General features: G+C 70.1%; 18 protein-coding genes and 1 pseudogene. 11 read left to right on the top strand and 8 right to left on the bottom strand.

The annotated features are described in order from the left end of the window. Positions 1-7: 7 nt before the first annotated feature. Positions 8-226 (top strand): hypothetical protein, encoded by a 219-nt coding sequence (locus ACIQOU_RS31480; protein WP_401542249.1) that lies wholly within the window; start codon positions 8-10, stop codon positions 224-226. A 52-nt stretch (positions 227-278) separates the two neighbouring features. Further along, positions 279-797: a SixA phosphatase family protein gene (locus tag ACIQOU_RS31475; protein ID WP_401542247.1), complete on the top strand. Its 519-nt coding sequence runs from the start codon at positions 279-281 to the stop codon at positions 795-797. 503 nt (positions 798-1,300) lie between these two features. Here the strand turns inward: ACIQOU_RS31475 and serB are convergent. After that, complete coding sequence (gene serB / locus ACIQOU_RS31470) at positions 1,301-2,518, bottom strand: phosphoserine phosphatase SerB (protein ID WP_401542244.1); 1,218 nt, start codon at positions 2,516-2,518, stop codon at positions 1,301-1,303. Positions 2,519-3,004: 486 nt separating this feature from the next. Here serB and ACIQOU_RS31465 point away from each other — a divergent pair, with 486 nt between their 5' ends. Further along, on the top strand, positions 3,005-5,527 hold the full coding sequence (locus tag ACIQOU_RS31465) for an FHA domain-containing protein (RefSeq protein ID WP_401542241.1): 2,523 nt from the start codon (positions 3,005-3,007) through the stop codon (positions 5,525-5,527). Positions 5,528-5,616: 89 nt separating this feature from the next. On the opposite strand, the gene ACIQOU_RS31460 is transcribed toward ACIQOU_RS31465, so the two are convergent. The 3 genes and pseudogenes from ACIQOU_RS31460 to ACIQOU_RS31450 form a co-directional block, all read right to left on the bottom strand. Continuing rightward, a complete protein-coding gene (locus tag ACIQOU_RS31460; protein ID WP_401542239.1) occupies positions 5,617-6,363 on the bottom strand; it encodes a transglycosylase SLT domain-containing protein in 747 nt (248 codons plus the stop codon). Between the two features lie 304 nt (positions 6,364-6,667). Then, a pseudogene (locus tag ACIQOU_RS31455) lies at positions 6,668-7,746 on the bottom strand (S-adenosylmethionine:tRNA ribosyltransferase-isomerase). Further along, positions 7,746-8,438, bottom strand: coding sequence for an SDR family NAD(P)-dependent oxidoreductase (locus ACIQOU_RS31450; protein ID WP_401542582.1), 693 nt, complete (start codon positions 8,436-8,438; stop codon positions 7,746-7,748). Before ACIQOU_RS31450 ends, ACIQOU_RS31455 begins: the two are co-directional and overlap by 1 nt. A gap of 320 nt (positions 8,439-8,758) precedes the next feature. Here ACIQOU_RS31450 and ACIQOU_RS31445 point away from each other — a divergent pair, with 320 nt between their 5' ends. From ACIQOU_RS31445 to ACIQOU_RS31430, 4 genes are all read left to right on the top strand, one after another. Further along, positions 8,759-9,904 carry a GAF domain-containing sensor histidine kinase gene (locus ACIQOU_RS31445; protein ID WP_401542236.1) on the top strand — a complete coding sequence of 382 codons (1,146 nt, stop codon included), beginning with the start codon at positions 8,759-8,761 and terminating at the stop codon, positions 9,902-9,904. Continuing rightward, complete coding sequence (locus ACIQOU_RS31440) at positions 9,897-10,538, top strand: response regulator (protein ID WP_401542233.1); 642 nt, start codon at positions 9,897-9,899, stop codon at positions 10,536-10,538. The genes ACIQOU_RS31445 and ACIQOU_RS31440 overlap by 8 nt, the downstream gene beginning before the upstream one ends. Before the next feature lie 166 nt (positions 10,539-10,704). Further along, complete coding sequence (locus ACIQOU_RS31435) at positions 10,705-10,950, top strand: chaplin (protein ID WP_401542231.1); 246 nt, start codon at positions 10,705-10,707, stop codon at positions 10,948-10,950. Positions 10,951-11,131: 181 nt separating this feature from the next. Further along, the gene (locus ACIQOU_RS31430; RefSeq protein ID WP_401542228.1) at positions 11,132-11,371 is read left to right on the top strand and encodes a chaplin; all 240 of its coding nucleotides are present in this window, start codon (positions 11,132-11,134) and stop codon (positions 11,369-11,371) included. Positions 11,372-11,597: 226 nt separating this feature from the next. Here ACIQOU_RS31430 and ACIQOU_RS31425 read toward each other — a convergent pair whose 3' ends face one another. Further along, complete coding sequence (locus ACIQOU_RS31425; RefSeq protein ID WP_401542226.1) at positions 11,598-12,380, bottom strand: hypothetical protein; 783 nt, start codon at positions 12,378-12,380, stop codon at positions 11,598-11,600. Positions 12,381-12,516: 136 nt separating this feature from the next. Between ACIQOU_RS31425 and ACIQOU_RS31420 the strand changes: the two genes are divergently transcribed. From ACIQOU_RS31420 to ACIQOU_RS31410, 3 genes are all read left to right on the top strand, one after another. Beyond that, entirely contained in the window at positions 12,517-13,314 is a 798-nt protein-coding gene (locus ACIQOU_RS31420; protein WP_401542223.1) for an ABC transporter ATP-binding protein, read from the top strand. A gap of 49 nt (positions 13,315-13,363) precedes the next feature. Then, complete coding sequence (locus ACIQOU_RS31415) at positions 13,364-13,792, top strand: NfeD family protein (protein WP_401542220.1); 429 nt, start codon at positions 13,364-13,366, stop codon at positions 13,790-13,792. Positions 13,793-13,922: 130 nt separating this feature from the next. Next, entirely contained in the window at positions 13,923-14,870 is a 948-nt protein-coding gene (locus ACIQOU_RS31410) for an SPFH domain-containing protein (protein ID WP_401542217.1), read from the top strand. Positions 14,871-14,930: 60 nt separating this feature from the next. Here the strand turns inward: ACIQOU_RS31410 and ACIQOU_RS31405 are convergent, their stop codons facing one another. From ACIQOU_RS31405 to ACIQOU_RS31395, 3 genes are all read right to left on the bottom strand, one after another. After that, entirely contained in the window at positions 14,931-15,434 is a 504-nt protein-coding gene (locus tag ACIQOU_RS31405) for an HNH endonuclease (protein ID WP_401542214.1), read from the bottom strand. A gap of 152 nt (positions 15,435-15,586) precedes the next feature. Continuing rightward, a complete protein-coding gene (locus tag ACIQOU_RS31400) occupies positions 15,587-16,126 on the bottom strand; it encodes a YbhB/YbcL family Raf kinase inhibitor-like protein (RefSeq protein ID WP_401542211.1) in 540 nt (179 codons plus the stop codon). A gap of 43 nt (positions 16,127-16,169) precedes the next feature. Beyond that, the gene (locus ACIQOU_RS31395) at positions 16,170-16,952 is read right to left on the bottom strand and encodes a sporulation protein (RefSeq protein WP_401542208.1); all 783 of its coding nucleotides are present in this window, start codon (positions 16,950-16,952) and stop codon (positions 16,170-16,172) included. A gap of 136 nt (positions 16,953-17,088) precedes the next feature. Between ACIQOU_RS31395 and ACIQOU_RS31390 the strand changes: the two genes are divergently transcribed. Next, positions 17,089-17,730, top strand: a complete 642-nt coding sequence (locus ACIQOU_RS31390) for a DNA-3-methyladenine glycosylase (RefSeq protein WP_401542205.1) — start codon at positions 17,089-17,091, stop codon at positions 17,728-17,730. The last annotated feature ends 339 nt before the right edge of the window (positions 17,731-18,069 follow it).

Genomic DNA, 18,069 nt, shown 5'->3' with positions numbered 1-18,069 from the left:
GGCAGCGATGTCGGCCAGTACCCCCACCCGGACCCACCGGGCCGCCTCGGGCGGCATCGACATCCGCCTGCCCTGGTGGGCCCTGGCCCTCCCGGCGCTCGCCTTCGTCGTCCTGCTCGCCCTGATGCTCAACCCCACCGACGCCCAGGCCGCGACCGGCGATCCGGCGATCACCCATCTCGTCGAGCGCGCCCAGCACCTGCTGACCGCCGATCGTCACAGCTGATGCACACCAACTCCCAGAGCCCTGTGGCCTGTTTCATGCGAAGCTGGATGCCATGAGCGTCGCAGAACCCCGCAGGATCGTCCTCTTCCGGCATGCGAAAGCCGACTGGCCGCAGGTGACCGACCATGAGCGCCCCCTCGCCGAGCGGGGCCGTCTGGACGCCTCCGCCGCCGGACGCAGACTGGCCGACACCGGAATCCCCCTCGACCTGGCCCTCTGCTCCACGTCGACCCGGACCCGCGAGACCTGGAAACTGGCGGTCCACGAGTTCCCCCAGCGGCCCAGGACCGTCTACGAGGAGCGGATCTACGACGCCTCCCCGGGCGAGCTGATCGCCCTGCTCAACGAAACCCCGGACGACGTCACCAACACCGTCCTCATCGGCCACAACCCAGGCATCCAGAGCCTCGCCGACATCCTCGCAGGCGCCTCCGAGGGCGACACCCGAGACCGCCTCACCCGCCGAGGCTTCCCCGCCGGAGCCTTCGCCGTCCTCTCCTTCGAAACCCCCTGGAAGTCCCTGGAACCAGCAACAGCCACCCTCCTGGACTTCTGGGCCCCAACGGAATAACCCCCAGCCCAGGGCCCCGACGGCATCTCCATGCGGGGCCCTGGGCGCCTCATCAGCCTGTCCGGACTTGGAGGACGAGGGGACTGTGCCCTCGGGCCTGGGAGCGCGGGCCGCATCAACCAGCCCGTGGGGGTCCCCCCTCTGGGGGAGCTTGAGGACGAGGCCCGTTCAGGCCGAACGGGGGTCTGGGGGCAGCGCCCCCAGAGTCTTGTGCGTCGCCGAGAAACGCAGGCCGCCAAACCCAGCCCGTGGGGGTCCCCCCTCTGGGGGAGCTTGAGGACGAGGCCGTTCAGGCCGAAGCGGGGGACTGGGGGCGCAGCCCCCAGGGTCTTGTACCCGAGCGAGGAGACGCAGGCCGACGCCACTCAGCCCGTGGGGGTCCCCCCTCTGGGGGAGTTTGAGGACGAGGCCGTCCAGGCCGAAGCGGGGGTCTGGGGGCGCAGCCCCCAGAGACGGCCGCACCAACACGGGGACACCAGGGCGGACGGGCGGCGAGCCCCCGTTCAGTGCTCCTCGTCGTGCGTATCCGCCGCCTCAACCTCTTCCCGAGTGACCCCCAACAGATACAGCACGGTGTCCAGGAACGGCACGTTCACCGCGGTGTGCGCCGCCTGCCGAACAACCGGCTTCGCGTTGAACGCAACCCCCAACCCCGCCGCGTTCAACATGTCCAGATCATTCGCCCCGTCACCGATCGCGACGGTCTGTGCCAGCGGAACCCCCGCCTCCGCCGCGAACCGCCGCAGCAGCCGCGCCTTGCCCGCCCGGTCGACGATCTCGCCGACGACCCGCCCGGTCAGCTTGCCGTCGACGATCTCCAGGGTGTTGGCCTGGGCGAAGTCGAGCCCGAGCCGCTCCCGCAGATCATCGGTGACCTGGGTGAACCCGCCGGAGACGACGCCCACTTGGTAGCCGAGCCGCTTCAGCGTCCGGATCAGCGTGCGGGCACCCGGCGTCAGCCGCACCTCCGCGCGCACCTTCTCCACCACCGAGGCGTCGAGCCCCGCCAGCAGGGCCACGCGCGCGTGCAGCGACTGCTCGAAGTCCAGTTCCCCGCGCATCGCCGCCGCCGTCACCTCGGCGACCTCGTCCTCGCACCCGGCGTGCGCCGCGAACAGCTCGATGACCTCGTCCTGGATGAGCGTCGAGTCGACGTCCATCACGATCAGCCGCTGGGCCCGGCGGTGCAGCCCGGCGGCGACGACCGCGACGTCCACGCCGAGGGCGGCCGCGTCGGTGGCCAGCGCGGTGCGCAGCGGCTCGGTCTCGACGCCGGAGACCGCGAACTCGACGGCGGTGACGGGGTACTTGGCGAGCCGGAAGATACGGTCGATGTTGCCGCCGGTGCGGGTGATGCGGGCCGCTATGGCGGCCGTCGCCTCGGCGGTGAGCGGGTGGCCGAGCACGGTGACCAGGGAACGGCCGAGCCCGCGCGGCCGGTTGTCACCGAGGCCGGAGATGATCTCGGCCTGCATCTTCATCGACTCCGCCCAGCTGTGGACGGTGGACCGCAGGTTCCCCTCCGCTCCCGTGTCCGGCGCGGTGACCAGGGCGCACAGCACCATGCGACCACGGGTGACGACCTGCTCGATGTCGACCACGTCGACGGAGAAGGCGGCGAGGGTGTCGAAGAGGCCGGCCGTGATACCGGGCCGGTCCTTGCCGAAGATTTTGACGAGGAGGGTGGGGGCGTCCGAGGACGAAGTCTGCGAAGCGCTCATGGTGGACCCACCGTATCCGGCACCCCGTGCCCCCCGCCCCCGCGGTCCGTCTGACGGACAGGAAACAGGGGATGACACCGGCCCGACGGCCCCCTCACGCACCGGTGCCGCTCCCGGACACGGCCACCTCACCGCCGTTCTCGGGTCAAACGGGACAACACCCGCACGACGGCCGGACACGTCGGCCGGACACGTCGGCCGGACACGTCGGCCGGACACGTCGGCCGGACACGACGGCCGGACACGTCGGCCGGACACGTCGGTCGGACACGACGGCCGGGCCGCCCACTCGCGGCCCCCACGGACCGCCCGCTTCCCCCCGCGCACCGCCCCCAACTCCCGCTCGCCCACGGAGTACCTACGTGGTTTTCACAAGGCCCGACTTTCGGACAAGGGGGCGAGCCTGAAATAGTTCCCGACGATGTTCGACATCCCTAGACTCCCTGCGTTGGGGGTAATTCGGGGGACTACTCAGTGGGGCTTGGCGTGCCGGAACTCGTACTGGAATCGAATGGACGTACCTGGACGCTCGACGCGTCCAGGACCTACACCCTCGGACGTGATCCGCAGGGTGACCTCGTGCTCGACGACGCCCGGGTCTCCTGGCGTCACGCCACGATCAGCTGGGACGGCCGCGGTTGGGTCCTTGAGGACCACGGCAGCACCAACGGCACGTTCGTGCAGGGCCACCGGGTCCAGCGCACCGAGATCGGCCCCGGCACCGCCCTCCACCTGGGCAACGCCACCGACGGCCCGCGCGTGAGCGTCTCCGCCGCCGTCGTCACGCCGCAGGCTCAGCCCCAGGCCCAGGCCCAGGCCCAGGCCCAGCCGTACGCGGCGCAGGGCGCGGGCCCCGGCTGGGCGCAGCAGGCACCGGCGGCCCAGCCGTACGACGCCGTTCCCCAGCAGGACTGGCAGCAGTCCGGGTCGCACGTTCCCCCGCAGCAGGGGTCCGGCGGAGCCGCGGGGGCGCCGCCGGTCCACGGGGACCGCAGCCCGACGACGTTCCACCAGTTCTCGGTCGACCGCGTGATGCGCATCGGCCGCGCCCTGGAGAACGAACTCGTCGTCTCGGACCTCCAGGTGTCGCGCCTGCACGCCGAGTTCCGCGCGACGCCCGACGGCCGCATGGAGATCCGCGACCTCGGTTCGCACAACGGCACCTACGTCAACGGCCAGCCGATCCCCAAGGGCGGCACGCAGCTGCTCGGCCCGACCGACATCGTCGGCGTCGGCCACTCCACCTTCCGGATCGTCGGCGACCGTCTGGAGGAGTTCGTCGACACCGGCGAGGTGTCGTTCTCGGCCCGCCATCTGACCGTCACGGTCGACGGCGGCAAGCAGATCCTGCGGGACGTCTCCTTCGGCGTCCCGGAGAAGTCGCTGATCGCGGTGATCGGCCCGTCCGGGTCCGGCAAGTCGACCCTGCTCAAGGCGCTCACCGGCTACCGGCCCGCCAACCAGGGCGACGTCCTCTACGACAACCGCAACCTCTACAAGCAGTTCGCCGAGTTGCGCCAGCGCATCGGTCTGGTCCCGCAGGACGACATCCTGCACAAGGAGCTGACCGTCAAGAAGGCCCTCAAGTACGCGGCCAAGCTGCGCTTCCCGGCCGACACCACGGCCGCCGAACGCAACGCCCGCATCGACGAGGTGCTGGGCGAGCTGAAGCTCGACATCCACAAGGAGAAGAAGGTCACCTCCCTCTCCGGCGGCCAGCGCAAGCGCGTCTCGGTGGCCCTGGAGCTGCTCACGAAGCCGTCGTTGATCTTCCTGGACGAGCCGACCTCCGGCCTCGACCCGGGCATGGACCGTGACGTCATGCAGCTGCTGCGCGGCCTCGCCGACGACGGCCGTACCGTCCTGGTGGTCACCCACTCGGTGGCCGAGCTGGCGATCTGCGACAAGCTGCTGGTGATGGCACCGGGCGGCGCCGTCGCCTACTTCGGGCCGCCCGACGAGGCGCTGAACTTCTTCGGCTACGACACCTGGGCCGATGTCTTCTCCGCGTTCGAGAACTACCGCGACTACGACTGGGCGGGCCGCTGGAAGGGCTCGCAGCACTACCAGATGTACGCCGCCGACATCGACTCCGTCGCCCCGCAGCCCGTGCAGGGGCCGCCGGTGCAGACGCTGCGGCCGCCGAAGCCGCAGGGCTGGATGAGCCAGTTCCTCACCCTGGTCCGCCGGTATGTGTCGGTGATCGTCTCCGACCGGGGCTTTTTGGCGCTGATGGTGATCCTGCCGGCCGTGCTCGGCGCGGTGAGCCTGCTCATCAGCCCGGACAAGGGGCTGCTGCCCAACCCGGTCAACCCGAGAACCGGCCAGATCATCCCCAACGGCACGGCCACCACCGTGCTGCTGATCCTCGCCGTCGGCGCCTGCTTCGCGGGCGCGGCCAACTCGGTCCGCGAGCTGATCAAGGAGCGGGTCATCTACGAGCGGGAGCGCGCCACCGGCTTGTCCCGCTCGGCGTACCTGATGTCCAAGGTCTTCGTGCTCGGCACCATCACCGTGCTCCAGGGCCTGCTGGTCGGCGTCATCGGCTTCTCCAACCGGGAGCTGCCGGAGCAGGGCCTGATCTTCGGCAGCGCCACGCTCTTCGAACTGTCGGTGCCGATCATGGCGCTCGGCTTCACCGCGATGATGTTCGGCCTGATCATCTCGTCGCTGGTGAAGACGGCCGAGAAGACGATGCCGCTGCTGGTCATGTTCGCGATCATCCAGATCGTCTTCACGGGCTGCCTGTTCGCGCTGAACAGCGCGGTCGGCGTCAACCAGTTCTCGTATCTGATGCCGTCCCGCTGGGCGGTGGCCGCCGCGGGCGCCACGCTGGACTTCAACCGGATCAGCCCGCCCGACAAGGGCGACAGCAACGACCCGCTGTGGGAGCACACCGTCGGCACCTGGAGCATGGACATGATCGGCCTGATCGTCCTCGGTGTGGTCTGCGGCTTCTTCGTGGCCCGCTTCCTGCGCCGCCACGAGCCCGAGGTCATGCGCAAGTAACGAAAGAGCGCGGCAACGGCGCGAAGGGCGGCACCCGGCAGAGGGTGCCGCCCTTCGGCGTTCACGTGCAGCAGAGGTCCGCGCTGACCTCAGTACGCGCTGTTGACGTTGTCGATCGAGCCGTACTTGTCGGCCGCGTAGTTGGCGGCGGCGGTGATGTTGGCGACCGGGTCGTAGATGTTCGTCGACGTACCGGAGACGTGGTACGCGTTGAACGTCGGCGGGATCACCTGGAGCAGGCCCTTGGAGGGGATGCCGTTGATCGCGTTGATGTCCCAGCCGTTGATGGCGTTCGGGTTGCCGGAGGACTCCCGCATGATGTTGCGGTACAGACCGTTGTACGAACCGGGGATGCCCTTGGCCTTCATGATGCTGAGGGCCTCGTTGATCCAGCCGTTCAGGTTGTTGCCGTAGCTCTTCGCCGCGGCCGGCTTGACCGTGGCGCGCTCGGCGGAGCGGCTCGCGGTCTGCTTGGCCTTGCGGGCGGCCTCGGCCTTCTTCTTCGCGGCGGCCTCGGCGGCCTTCTTCTTGGCGGCGGCGTGCTTCTTGGCGGCGGCGTGCGCGGCCTTCTGCTTCGCCTTGAGGGCGTCGGCCTTCAGGTTGGCGCTGGCCAGCTGGTCGGTGACGCTCGCCTTGACGTCCTTGATCGGCTTGGTGCTGTACGCGATGTGCGCCTGTGCCGAGGAAGCGGCCTCGCTCGTGGTGGGCTCGGCGTTGCTCGGCACCGCGCTGAAGGCGAGGGCGGCGGCACCGAGGGTGGCGACGCCGGCGATCGCGATCTTGTGGTGACGGGTCAGCGCGCGACCTCGGCCGCGGGTGGGGTTGTTCTTAGGCATGGCTACGGACCTCTTCGAATAGCGCGGAGGTCGCTCTTCTGTCCTGCGGGGGACTCGGGTCCTCCCGTGCGAACGCCGTGGGCGGATACCCACGGCGCGAGCGACGAGAGCCATTGTTAGCGGCCGCAAAATCCCCTGGCAAAGGTGTGACGTACGAAGCTGGGTAGTGGAACGGGGAGGGGCAAATCAGGACAGACAGGAACGTCATGCCCGCTCAATCCAGACAGGCTCGTCCACTATGCCCGTTCGTAGGTGATGTGCGCCCTATGCGCGGGCTCACATGGCCGAGGGCCTGTTCTCACCACTAGTTGCTGACGCAACGCTCTGCGTGAGGGTCCTCATCCGGGAGGAGGAGAGGGACGTCCCCGAACTCGTGCCACAGGTACCGCCGCCGCAGTGCCGCCTCATACCCACGCTCCACGGCGGCACGCCCGGCCACCGCCGCCAGCATCAGCAGATGCGAGGCCTCCGGCTCGTGCAGCCCGGTCAGCAGCCCGTCCACCACCCGCACCCCGCGCTCAGGCGTCACCACCAGGTCCGTCCACCCCGCACCCGCACGCACCACACCGTCAGGACCCGCCGCCGACTCCACCGCCCGCACGGCCGTCGTCCCCACCGCCACCACCCGCCCGCCACCGGCCCGCACCGCGCCGATCAGCCGCGCCGACGCCTCCGGCACCGCGAACCGCTCCGGATACGGCGGCTCGTGCACCTCCGCCGACGCCACCCCCGTATGCAACGTCACCGGCGCGAACCACACCCCCCGCCGCACCACACCGCCACCAGCCGCGCCGTGAACGGCCGACCCGCGCTCGGCATCTCCGCGCTCCCCGCCCCGTCGGCGGACGGCAGCGCGAACACCGTCTGATACGCCGGCAACGGCTGATCGCGCTCCGTATAGGAGTAACGGATCGCCCGCCCGTGCTCCCGCAGCACCTCCAGCACCTCCGCCCCCGACACCCGCGCCCACCACAACCGGTCCCCACGCCCGCTCAGCGGCTCATCGAGCACCAGCCGCCCACCCCCGGCCAGCCGCACCCGTCCGCCCGCCGGACCGCCCGCACGCGCCCGCGTGGTGCCGTCCCCCGAGGGTTCCCGCAGCTCCACCGCCCACCGCCCGTCGTCCCCGCGCGTGGAGAAGTGCACCACCACGCGCGCGTGCCCCAGCCGCCCGTCCACCGCGGCCGCCAGCGTCGCCGACGTGTTCACCACCAGCAGATCCCCGGCCCGCAACAACCCCGGCAGCTCCCGGAACACGTGATGCGACACCTCCGACCCCCGCGACACCAGCAGCCGCACCGCGTCCCGGCCGAGCCCCGGCCCCCGCTGCTCGACCGGCACCCGGGCCGACAGCTCCCGCGGAACCCTCAGCGCGAGCGTCATCACGCCTCCAGCAGCGACGCGGCCAGGTACCGCCCGCTCGCCGGACGCGCGTCGAGGAGCCGCAGAAACGCCGGCACCACCGCCTCCGGCGCCGGACGCGGCCCGTCGTCGCCCGGCACGGCCGCCGCGTACAGGTCCGTCGCCATGTCACCCGGGTCGACCGCCCACACCCGCAGCCCCGGCTCCTCCACCCCCAGCACGGCCGCGAGCTGATCCAGAGCCGCCTTCGACGCCCCGTACCCGCCCCACGTCCCGTACGCCGTCACCGCCGCGTCCGACCCGACGACGATCACCGCACCCGCCCGCGCCACCCTGAGCAGCGGCAACGCCTCCCTGACCAGCCCGTGCGCCGCCACCACGTTCACCTCGAACGCCCGCCGCAGCCCCGCCACCGGCAGCTCCACCAGCGGTGTCAGTGGCTCGGCGCCCAGCGCGCTCGCGTTGTGCACCAGCAGATCCACCCCGCCCAGCCGCCGCGCCGCCGCCACCAGCTCCGCCCGGTGCCCGGCGTTCGTCACATCCCCGGCGACGGCCAGCACACGCGTGCCGTACCCGGCCAGGCTCCGGGCGGCCTCCGCCAAGGCCGGCTCCGTCCGCGCGTCCAGCACCAGATCCCAGTCCCGCTCCACCAGCCCCTCGGCCAGCGCCCGCCCCAGCCCCTTCGACGCCCCCGTGATGATCGCTACCGGCATGTTGACCCGTGTCCCCTCGTTGTCCATGTTGTCTATGTTGACCGCATTGATCACATTGACGGAGCTGACGACGGCATCAATGGCGGCAATGGCATCAACGTCGTCAACGCCGTCCACGCATCGCCGATCGACGTGCCTCCACGCTAGGAACGGCGCCGCCCGCCCCGCCTCGGGCGCGGGTCGCGACCACCGGGGCCGTTCGCCCTACCCCCGCCGTCCCGGGGACTACAGGACTAGGACCCGGCCTAGGGCGACCGGACCAGACCGAGGCCGCCGTCGGCCCGATCCCCACTGTCGGACCCCGCCGGTACCGTGAGGTCATGAGTCACGGTCCACGGTCCGGCCTCGCCGCGGTCAGCTCCGCGCTGCTGGCCATGAGCAGGCATCTTGAGGTGCGCGACGTCCTCAAGACGATCGTCGCCTCGGCCCGCGAGCTCCTCGACGCCCAGTACGCCGCCCTCGGCGTCCCCGACGACCACGGCGGCTTCTCCCAGTTCGTCGTCGACGGCGTCAGCGACGAACAGTGGAAGGCCATCGGCCCCCTCCCACGCCAGCACGGCATCCTCGCCGCGATGCTCCACGGAGCCGAGCCCGAGCGCCTCGCCGACGTCCGCAAGGACCCGCGCTTCGAGGGCTGGCCCCCCGCCCACCCCGACATGTCCGACTTCCTGGGCCTGCCCATCCGGGACGGCGACGAGGTGATCGGCGCCCTCTTCCTGGCCAACAAGAACTGCGCCAGGCCGACCGGCACCTGCGGCTTCACCGAGGAGGACGAGGACCTCCTCGCGCTCCTCGCCCAGCACGCCGCGATCGCCCTCACCAACGCCCGCCTCTACGAACGCAGCCGCGAGCTGACCATCGCCGAGGAGCGCTCCCGCCTCGCCCACGAGCTGCACGACGCGGTCAGCCAGAAGCTCTTCTCCCTGCGCCTGACCGCCCAGGCCGCCGCCACCCTCGTCGACCGCGACCCCGCCCGCGCCAAGGGCGAACTCCAGCAGGTCGCCGCCCTCGCCGCCGAAGCCGCCGACGAACTACGCGCCGCCGTCGTCGAGTTGCGCCCCGCAGCCCTCGACGAGGACGGCCTCCTCGCCACCCTGCGCACCCAGATCCACGTCCTCGACCGCGCCCACAGCGCGCGCGTGACGTTCACCAGCACCGGCTTCCGCGCCCTGCCCGCAGCCCAGGAGGAAGCCCTCCTGCGGGTCGCCCAGGAAGCCCTGCACAACGCCCTGCGGCACTCCGGGGCCGACCACGTCGACGTCACCGTCGGCCGCAGCGGCGGGGGAGCCGTGCTGCGCGTCACCGACGACGGCAAGGGCTTCGACCCGGACACCACCCGCCGCGCCGGACGCCATCTGGGCCTGGTCTCCATGCGGGACCGGGCCAGTGGCGTCGGCGGCACACTGACCGTGCAATCGGAGCCCGGCAAGGGCACCACGATCGAGATGGAGGTGCCCGGTGGCTGAAGCGATCAGGGTGCTGCTGGTCGACGACCATCAGGTGGTCCGCCGGGGCCTGCGCACCTTCCTCGAAGTACAGGACGACATAGAGGTCGTCGGCGAGGCGGCCGACGGCGCGGAAGGAGTCGCCCGCGCCGAGGAACTGAAACCGGACGTCGTCCTCATGGACGTCAAGATGCCCGGCATGGACGGCGTCGAGGCCCTGCGCCGACTGCGCGAGCTGGACAACCCCGCGCGCGTGCTGATCGTCACCAGCTTCACCGAACAGCGCACGGTGGTCCCGGCACTGCGCGCGGGCGCCGCCGGTTACGTCTACAAGGACGTGGACCCGGACGCCTTGGCCGGCGCCATCCGCTCCGTCCACGCCGGTCACATCCTGCTCCAGCCCGAGGTGGCCGACGCCCTCCTGTCCCAGGAGGAGGCCAACTCCGGCCAGGGCAGAGCCGGTTCGCTCACCGAACGGGAGCGCGAGGTGCTCTGCCTGATCGCGGACGGCCGCTCCAACCGCGAGATCGCCCGCGCCCTCGTCCTCTCCGAGAAGACCGTCAAGACCCACGTCTCGAACATACTGATGAAGCTCGACCTCGCGGACCGCACCCAGGCCGCCCTGTGGGCGGTACGCCACGGAGCGGCGGGCTGACCAGGGGCGCGACAGCGGGCGCACGCCCACCCGAAAGGTTCCGCTCGGGGCAGAGATTCATACCGTCGTGGGAATGTCCCCCGAATGGCGCAACCTCCCCGGACCCCGGGCGTTCTCCAGTGCGTGCCGCGGCGACCGTCGCGGCGATCGCTAGGAGGACGCAGAAGTGAAGAACCTGAAGAAGGCAGCGGCCGTGACGATGGTGGCCGGCGGGCTGGTCGCCGCCGGTGCGGGCCTGGCCTCCGCGACCGACGGCTCGTGGGCCGGCGGCGAGGCCAAGGGCTCCCCGGGCGTCGTTTCGGGCAACGTCATCCAGGTCCCGGTGGCCGTGCCGGTGAACGCGGTCGGCAACAGCGTGAACGTGATCGGCGTGCTGAACCCGGCCTTCGGCAACCTGGGCCTCAACCGCTGACCACCACCGGCCTCCCGGCACCACCCGGGAGGCCGGTCCGGTTTTCCTCCGATTGTCCTCCGACTGATCCGAACGGACGGTTGGCGCCCCCTCCCCGTGCCGTCCCTCCCGCTCCCACGTTGTTCAGCGCACGGCCCGCGGCCGGGTCGGACTCGCAATAACAGCAGGAGGAACGCTTCCCATGAACATCGCCAAGAAGGCTGCCGTGGCCCTCACCGTCGCCGGCGTCGCCGCTGGCGCTTCCGCCGGCGCCGCTGTCGCCGACGCGGGTGCCGACGGCGCGGCCGTGAAGTCGCCTGGTGTCGTCGCCGGCAACACCATCCAGGTCCCTGTCCACATCCCGGTGAACGTCGTCGGCGACAGCATCAACGTCATCGGCCTCCTGAACCCCGCCTTCGGCAACAACGGCATCAACCACTGACGCCACCCCGAAGCACAAGGGGCCCCACCAGTCAACGAAGACTGGCGGGGCCTTTTTGGCGCGCGACAACGGGGGACCACCTCGAGGGCCCTGCTTCGGGTCCACCCACCAGCCCGTCCGGCGTTTGAGGACAGGGCCTTGCACCCGAGCGAGGAAGCGCAGGCCAGCCTCATTTCAGCCCCCAGGGAGACGCCCGCTGCACTCACGCAGCCTCCCCCGACGGACGTCACCCTCGTAGCCGTTCCTCCACAACGGAGTTGTACGCGGCGACAACAGCCCGCCGAGCCGTCCGCTCCACCGGAGCAAGAGCCACCACCCGCGCCGCCATCTCGCCCGCGCTCACCGCACCCCCATGCCCGTGCTCCCGCGCCAACGACACCAACGTGCCCACCCGGTCCGCCAGTTCGAGCACCCGCGCCGCCCGCGGCGGATACCCCGGCGCCAACGCCTCCCGCCCCCGCTCCGCCCGCGCCCGGTACGCGGCGATCGCCGCCTCCGCCACCGGCCCGGACCCGGCGACGTCCAGCCGCGAGAGCACCTCGGTCGCGTCCCGCAACGCCTCCGCCAACTCCCGCTCGGCCTCCCCCAACGACGGCACATCGGCGGGCGGCGCCTCCCGGACGGGCAGACAGTGCCAGACGACCTCGACATGCAGATCGCCCTCGGGCCCGACCGCGGACACCTCGGGGACCAGCCCCAGCGCCGCCCCGTGACAGACCACGGCCTCCGCCGCCTCCATCGCCCGCGCGTTGAACTCCGGCGGCCCGCTCAGCCCCAGCGGATGCCCGGGCACCGGCAGCGCCATCCGCAGCCCGCTCACCCCGAGCGACCGCAGCCGCCCCAGCGCCAGCGTCAGACCGACAGACCCGGGCTCACCGGGCAGCCCCTCCATCCGATGCAGAGCGTCATCACCGACGACCGCCGAGACGGCGTCGTCCGGCGAGACAAGTCCGGCCAATAGTGCGTTTCCCCACGCCGTAAGGCGTCCTGAACGTGGTTCCGAGAACATGCCTCCAGACTAAGGACCGGACCGATGGATGGGACCGGGGGAGCGGTGGCGTAGATTTCTTCGAGGGCGGCGCCCACAGGCGCCCGCGACCGCCGAGACGCCGAACCGGTCAGACTTAAGGGGAGACAACGCGCTCATGAGCGATGTTCTGGAGCTTCAGGACGTATCCGTGGTCCGCGAGGACCGGGCTCTGGTGGACCAGGTCTCCTGGTCGGTCAAGGAAGGCGAGCGCTGGGTCATCCTCGGCCCGAACGGCGCCGGCAAGACCACCCTCCTCAACCTCGCGTCGAGCTACCTCTACCCCAGCAAGGGCACCGCCACCATCCTCGGCGAGACCCTCGGCCGCCCCGGCACCGACGTCTTCGAACTGCGCCCCCGCATCGGAATGGCCGGCCTCAACATGGCCGACAAACTCCCCAAGCGCCAGAGCGTCCTGGAGACCGTCCTGACCGCCGCGTACGGCATGACGGCCACCTGGCAGGAGGACTACGAGGAGATCGACGAGCAGCGCGCCCGCGCCTTCCTCGACCGCCTCGGCATGAGCGACTACCTCGACCGGAAGTTCGGCACCCTCTCCGAGGGCGAGCGCAAGCGGGTCCTGATCGCCCGCGCCCTGATGACCGACCCCGAACTGCTGCTGCTCGACGAGCCCGCCGCGGGCCTCGACCTCGGCGGCCGCGAGGACCTGGTCCGCCGCCTCGGCCGCCTCGCCCGCGACCCGATCGCCCCCTCGATGCTGATGGTCACCCACCACGTCGAGGAGATCGCCCCCGGCTTCACCCACGTTCTGATGATCCGTCGTGGCAAGGTTCTCGCCGCCGGACCCCTGGAGCTGGAGCTGACCTCGCGCAACCTCTCTCTCTGCTTCGGCCTCCCGCTCGTCGTCGAGCAGGTCGGCGAACGCTGGACGGCCCGCGGTCTGCCCCTGAGCTGACGCATCGCACCCTGTCCGCAAGGGGAGTTGGCGACCTACCATGGGCGACGTGAACGACATCGACGCATGGGTGTGGTGGCTCGTCGGCGCGGCGGCACTGGGTATCCCGCTCGTGGTGACGGCCATGCCGGAGTTCGGCATGCTGGCCGTGGGCGCCGTAGCCGCAGCGGGCGTCGCCGGGCTCGGTGGCGGAGGGGTCCTCCAGGTCGTCGTCTTCGCCGTGGTCTCCGTCGCCCTCATCGCCGTCGTCCGGCCCATCGCGAACCGGCACCGCAACCGCCCCCAGATCGCCACCGGCATCGACGCGTTGCGCGGCAGACAGGCCGTCGTGCTGGAACGCGTCGACGGGGCGGGCGGCCGGATCAAACTCGCCGGTGAGGTGTGGTCGGCCCGCGCGCTCGACGTCGACCGTGCCTACGAAACAGGCCAGGAAGTCGATGTGGTCGAGATCGAGGGGGCGACGGCGATCGTCATCTGACCTCGCAGGACTCAAGTGAGCCGAACGGCACCCGAGTTGCCCGACGGTCTGTCAGACTCGACCGGCAAGATCTTCATCAGGCATAAGATCTGCCGAAAGCGCCGAAGCGGAGAAGGGTACGGGGAAGTCGATGGAACCGGTCATCATCGTCCTGATCATTCTGGTGGTGTTGGTCTTCATCGCCCTGATCAGGACCATCCAGGTCATCCCACAGGCCAGCGCGGCGATCGTGGAGCGCTTCGGCCGCTACACGCGCACCCTCAACGCGGGCCTCAACATCGTCGTGCCGTTCATCGACACCATCCGCAACCGCATCGACCTGCGTGAACAGGTCGTGCCGTTCCCCCCGCAGCCGGTGATCACCCAGGACAACCTGGTCGTCAACATCGACACCGTCATCTACTACCAGGTGACCGACGCGCGGGCCGCCACCTACGAGGTGGCCAGCTACATCCAGGCGATCGAGCAGCTCACGGTCACCACGCTCCGCAACATCATCGGCGGCATGGACCTGGAACGCACCCTCACCTCCCGTGAGGAGATCAACGCGGCCCTGCGCGGCGTCCTCGACGAGGCCACCGGCAAGTGGGGCATCCGCGTCAACCGCGTGGAACTGAAGGCCATCGAGCCGCCGACCTCCATCCAGGACTCGATGGAGAAGCAGATGCGCGCCGACCGTGACAAGCGCGCCGCGATCCTCACCGCGGAAGGTACCCGGCAGGCCGCGATCCTCACCGCCGAGGGTGAGAAGCAGTCGCAGATCCTGCGCGCCGAAGGTGAGGCCAAGGCCGCCGCGCTGCGCGCCGAGGGTGAGGCCCAGGCCGTCCGTACGGTGTTCGAGGCGATCCACGCGGGCGACCCGGACCAGAAGCTGCTCAGCTACCAGTACCTCCAGATGCTTCCGAAGATCGCCGAGGGCGACGCCAACAAGCTCTGGATCGTCCCCAGCGAGATCGGCGACGCCCTCAAGGGCCTCTCCGGAGCCTTCGGGAACTTCGGCGGACTCGGCGGCAACGGCGGCGGCAACATCCCCCAGCAGCAGTCGACGGAGCGCCGCGAGAAGCCGGCGATCGACTGACCGCATCACCCACCCCGCGCCCCTCACCAGGGGCGCGGGGAGCCCTTGCGGGGCGTGGAGTTACGCGGCGTCCCGGGCCAACCAGTCGGGCAGCTCCTCGAACCCGCCCCCGAGCGACAGCAACATCGCGTCGGCGGGCGTCGGTTCGAACGGCGGCCGGAGCAACGGCATCCCCGCCTGCTCCGGCGTCCGGTCGGCCTTGCGGTGATTGTCCTCGGCGCACGAAGCCACCGTGTTCAGCCACGAGTCCGCACCGCCCTGCGCCCGCGGCACCACATGGTCCACGGTCGTCGCCCGCCGACCGCAGTACGCGCACCGGTGCCGGTCCCTGACCAGCACCCCGCGCCGCGACCAGGGCGCCCGTCTGCGAAACGGCACCCGGACGTACCGGCACAGCCGGATCACCCGAGGCGCCGGTATGTCCACGGCCGCCCCGCGCATCCGCAGTTCGGGGTGGGCCTGCTCGACGACGGCCTTGTCCTGGAGCACCAGAACAATGGCTCGGTTCAACGTGACCGTCGACAGCGGTTCAAAACTCGCGTTCAGAACCAGCGTGTCCCGCATCCAGCCCACCTCCCATGCGCACCTGCCCACCCCCGGCGGGCTTGGATCAACTCTGGACGGGCGCGCCGAGATGGACAACGCAATAAAGATGCCCGCCTCTGATCACTTCCATGACCAGAGGCGGGCAAACGTTCCGTGAACGTCGGGCTTGCTCAGCCCTCCGCGGGAATCTCGTACTCACCGATCAACTGCGCCCGCGCGATCGCGTGGAACCGCAGGTTGAATCCGACGAACGCGGGCGAGGCGTCGGCATCCGGGCCGAGCTTCTCCTCGTCCACGGCGTACACGGTGAACACATAACGGTGCGATCCGTCGCCGGGCGGCGGGGCCGCACCGCCGAAGTCCTTGCTGCCGTAGTCGTTGCGCGCCTGGATCGCGCCCGCGGGCAGCCCCTCGAACGTGCCGCTGCCCGCACCGACCGGCAGTTCCGTCACGGACGCCGGGATGTCGAACAGCACCCAGTGCCAGAACCCGCTGCCCGTCGGGGCGTCCGGGTCGTAGCAGGTCACGGCGAAACTCTTGGTCTCGGGCGGGAAGCCCTCCCACCGCAGCTGCGGCGAGGTGTTCCCGGCCGCGTAGACCTGAGCGTCCTTGAGCGTGCCGCCCTCGGCGACATCCTCGCTCGTCACCGTGAACGCGGGAACGGGCGGGTGGAAGTCATGGGGGAGCGGTCGCCGCTTCAGCTCGGTCACCTCGGTACCTCCTGATCGTTAACTGGAATCAGCAGTTCCGAGCCTAGAACCAGTTGCGCTTGCTGCCGACCTCGGACAGCCACTGGTTGAGGTAGGCCGCCCAGTCGGTCCCGTGGAAGTCGTGCAGCCCCACCTGGAACGACCGGAAGGTGTCGCTCCCCTCGCTGAACAGCCCCGGCTTCTTGTCCATCTCCAGCACGACGTCCATGGCGTGCTCATCGGCCACGAAGCTCAACTCGACCTGGTTCAGCCCGCGGTACTGCGACGGCGGGTAGAACTCGATCTCCTGGTAGAACGGCAGTGTCTGCCGCGTGCCCCGGATGTGACCGCGCTCCAGGTCGGCGCTCTTGAACCGGAAGCCCAGCTGGATGAAGGCGTCCAGGATGGCCTTCTGCGCCGGCATCGGGTGCACGTTGATCGGGTCGAGGTCGCTGGAGTCCACGGCCCGGGCGATCTGCAACTCGGTCGTCACCCCGATGTTCATCCCGCGCAGCGACTGCCCGTCGATCGTCGTGACCGGCGTCTCCCAGGGAATCTCCAGCCCGAACGGCACCGCGTGTACAGCTCCGGCCTGCAACTCGAAGGCGCCGCCGAGCCGTACCTTCGTGAACTCGATGTCCTGCTTGTACTCCTGGTCGCCGTTCTCGACCTCGACCCTGGCTTGCAGGCCCACGGACAGGCCTTCGATGTCCTGGTTCACGGACCCGCCCTGAATCCGCACCTCACCCTGGACGACACCGCCCGGAACGACGTTCACCTCGGTGAGTACGGTCTCCACCGAAGCTCCGCCGGCCCCCAGACTCGCGAGCAGCTTCTTGAACGCCATGTCTCTCCTTCTGCGTGTGAACCCTTGATCCCTACAAACGCGATCCGGACACGTCCGGTTCCGTGCCCCTGTGCCCATGAAGTGACGGAATCTTGACGATCCGTCGCGGCCGGCGCCTGGACTACGCTGACGGGCCATGATCACGCCCCCGGACCGTATGCCACTGCCCAGGGAGTTCTTCGACCGCCCCGTCCTGGAGGTGGCCCCCGACCTCCTGGGCCGTGTCCTGGTCCGCACGACCCCGGACGGCCCGATCACCCTCCGCCTCACCGAGGTCGAGGCCTACGACGGCCCCAACGACCCCGGCTCCCACGCCTACCGGGGACGCACACCCCGCAACAAGGTGATGTTCGGCCCACCCGGACACGTGTACGTCTACTTCACCTACGGCATGTGGCACTGCATGAACTTCGTCTGCGGCCCCGAGGGCAGGCCGAGCGGGGTCCTGCTCCGGGGCGGCGAGATCATCGAGGGCGCCGAACTGGCCCGCAAACGTCGGCTCTCGGCCCGGAATGACAAAGAACTGGCCAAAGGACCGGCCCGCCTGGCCACCGCCCTGGGCGTGGACCGAGCCCTGGACGGCACGGACGCGTGCACCACCGCCGACACCCCCTTGCGGGTCCTCGCGGGCACGCCGGGCCCGTCCGACCAGGTGAGCAGCGGTCCGCGTACCGGAGTCTCCGGCGCGGGCGCCGTCCACCCCTGGCGTTTCTGGATCACCAACGACCCGACGGTGAGCCCTTATCGGGCCCATACGCCGAAGCGTCGGCCAAGTTGACGCACCTTGGGGGGCTGCGTAATGTAGTCCGAGCCGCTGAACCGGGTACGGCGTTCGCCAGCAGCCGGAAGCGGCCAAACCACTACGAGAAGACACACCCTTTGACGGGGTCGAATTTTGGTGTGCCCGCATGCCTGAATTCGAATCCGGGGGGCTCGATTATGAGCTGCCGAGGGAATCGTCTAACGTAGTGAATGTCGAAAGGCCCCGCCGACAGGGAATCAGGCCCGAAAGGATCTGATAGAGTCGGAACCGCCGGAAAGGGAAAGCGCGAAAGCGAAGAACCTGGAAAGCACCGAGGAAATCGGATCGGAAAGATCTGATAGAGTCGGAAACGCA

The sequence above is a fragment of the Streptomyces sp. NPDC091279 genome, assembly GCF_044757465.1.
Taxonomy (GTDB): domain Bacteria; phylum Actinomycetota; class Actinomycetes; order Streptomycetales; family Streptomycetaceae; genus Streptomyces.
This window is presented reverse-complemented; position numbering and strand designations above follow the sequence as displayed.

Coding starts and splice junctions, on each gene's coding strand:
- ACIQOU_RS31480 (WP_401542249.1), top strand. CDS start 8: ATGTCGGCCAGTACCCCCACCCGGACCCACCGGGCCGCCTCGGGCGGC.
- ACIQOU_RS31475 (WP_401542247.1), top strand. CDS start 279: ATGAGCGTCGCAGAACCCCGCAGGATCGTCCTCTTCCGGCATGCGAAA.
- serB (WP_401542244.1), bottom strand. CDS start 2,518: ATGAGCGCTTCGCAGACTTCGTCCTCGGACGCCCCCACCCTCCTCGTC.
- ACIQOU_RS31460 (WP_401542239.1), bottom strand. CDS start 6,363: ATGCCTAAGAACAACCCCACCCGCGGCCGAGGTCGCGCGCTGACCCGT.
- ACIQOU_RS31450 (WP_401542582.1), bottom strand. CDS start 8,438: ATGCCGGTAGCGATCATCACGGGGGCGTCGAAGGGGCTGGGGCGGGCG.
- ACIQOU_RS31445 (WP_401542236.1), top strand. CDS start 8,759: ATGAGTCACGGTCCACGGTCCGGCCTCGCCGCGGTCAGCTCCGCGCTG.
- ACIQOU_RS31430 (WP_401542228.1), top strand. CDS start 11,132: ATGAACATCGCCAAGAAGGCTGCCGTGGCCCTCACCGTCGCCGGCGTC.
- ACIQOU_RS31425 (WP_401542226.1), bottom strand. CDS start 12,380: ATGTTCTCGGAACCACGTTCAGGACGCCTTACGGCGTGGGGAAACGCA.
- ACIQOU_RS31420 (WP_401542223.1), top strand. CDS start 12,517: ATGAGCGATGTTCTGGAGCTTCAGGACGTATCCGTGGTCCGCGAGGAC.
- ACIQOU_RS31410 (WP_401542217.1), top strand. CDS start 13,923: ATGGAACCGGTCATCATCGTCCTGATCATTCTGGTGGTGTTGGTCTTC.
- ACIQOU_RS31405 (WP_401542214.1), bottom strand. CDS start 15,434: ATGCGGGACACGCTGGTTCTGAACGCGAGTTTTGAACCGCTGTCGACG.
- ACIQOU_RS31395 (WP_401542208.1), bottom strand. CDS start 16,952: ATGGCGTTCAAGAAGCTGCTCGCGAGTCTGGGGGCCGGCGGAGCTTCG.
- ACIQOU_RS31390 (WP_401542205.1), top strand. CDS start 17,089: ATGATCACGCCCCCGGACCGTATGCCACTGCCCAGGGAGTTCTTCGAC.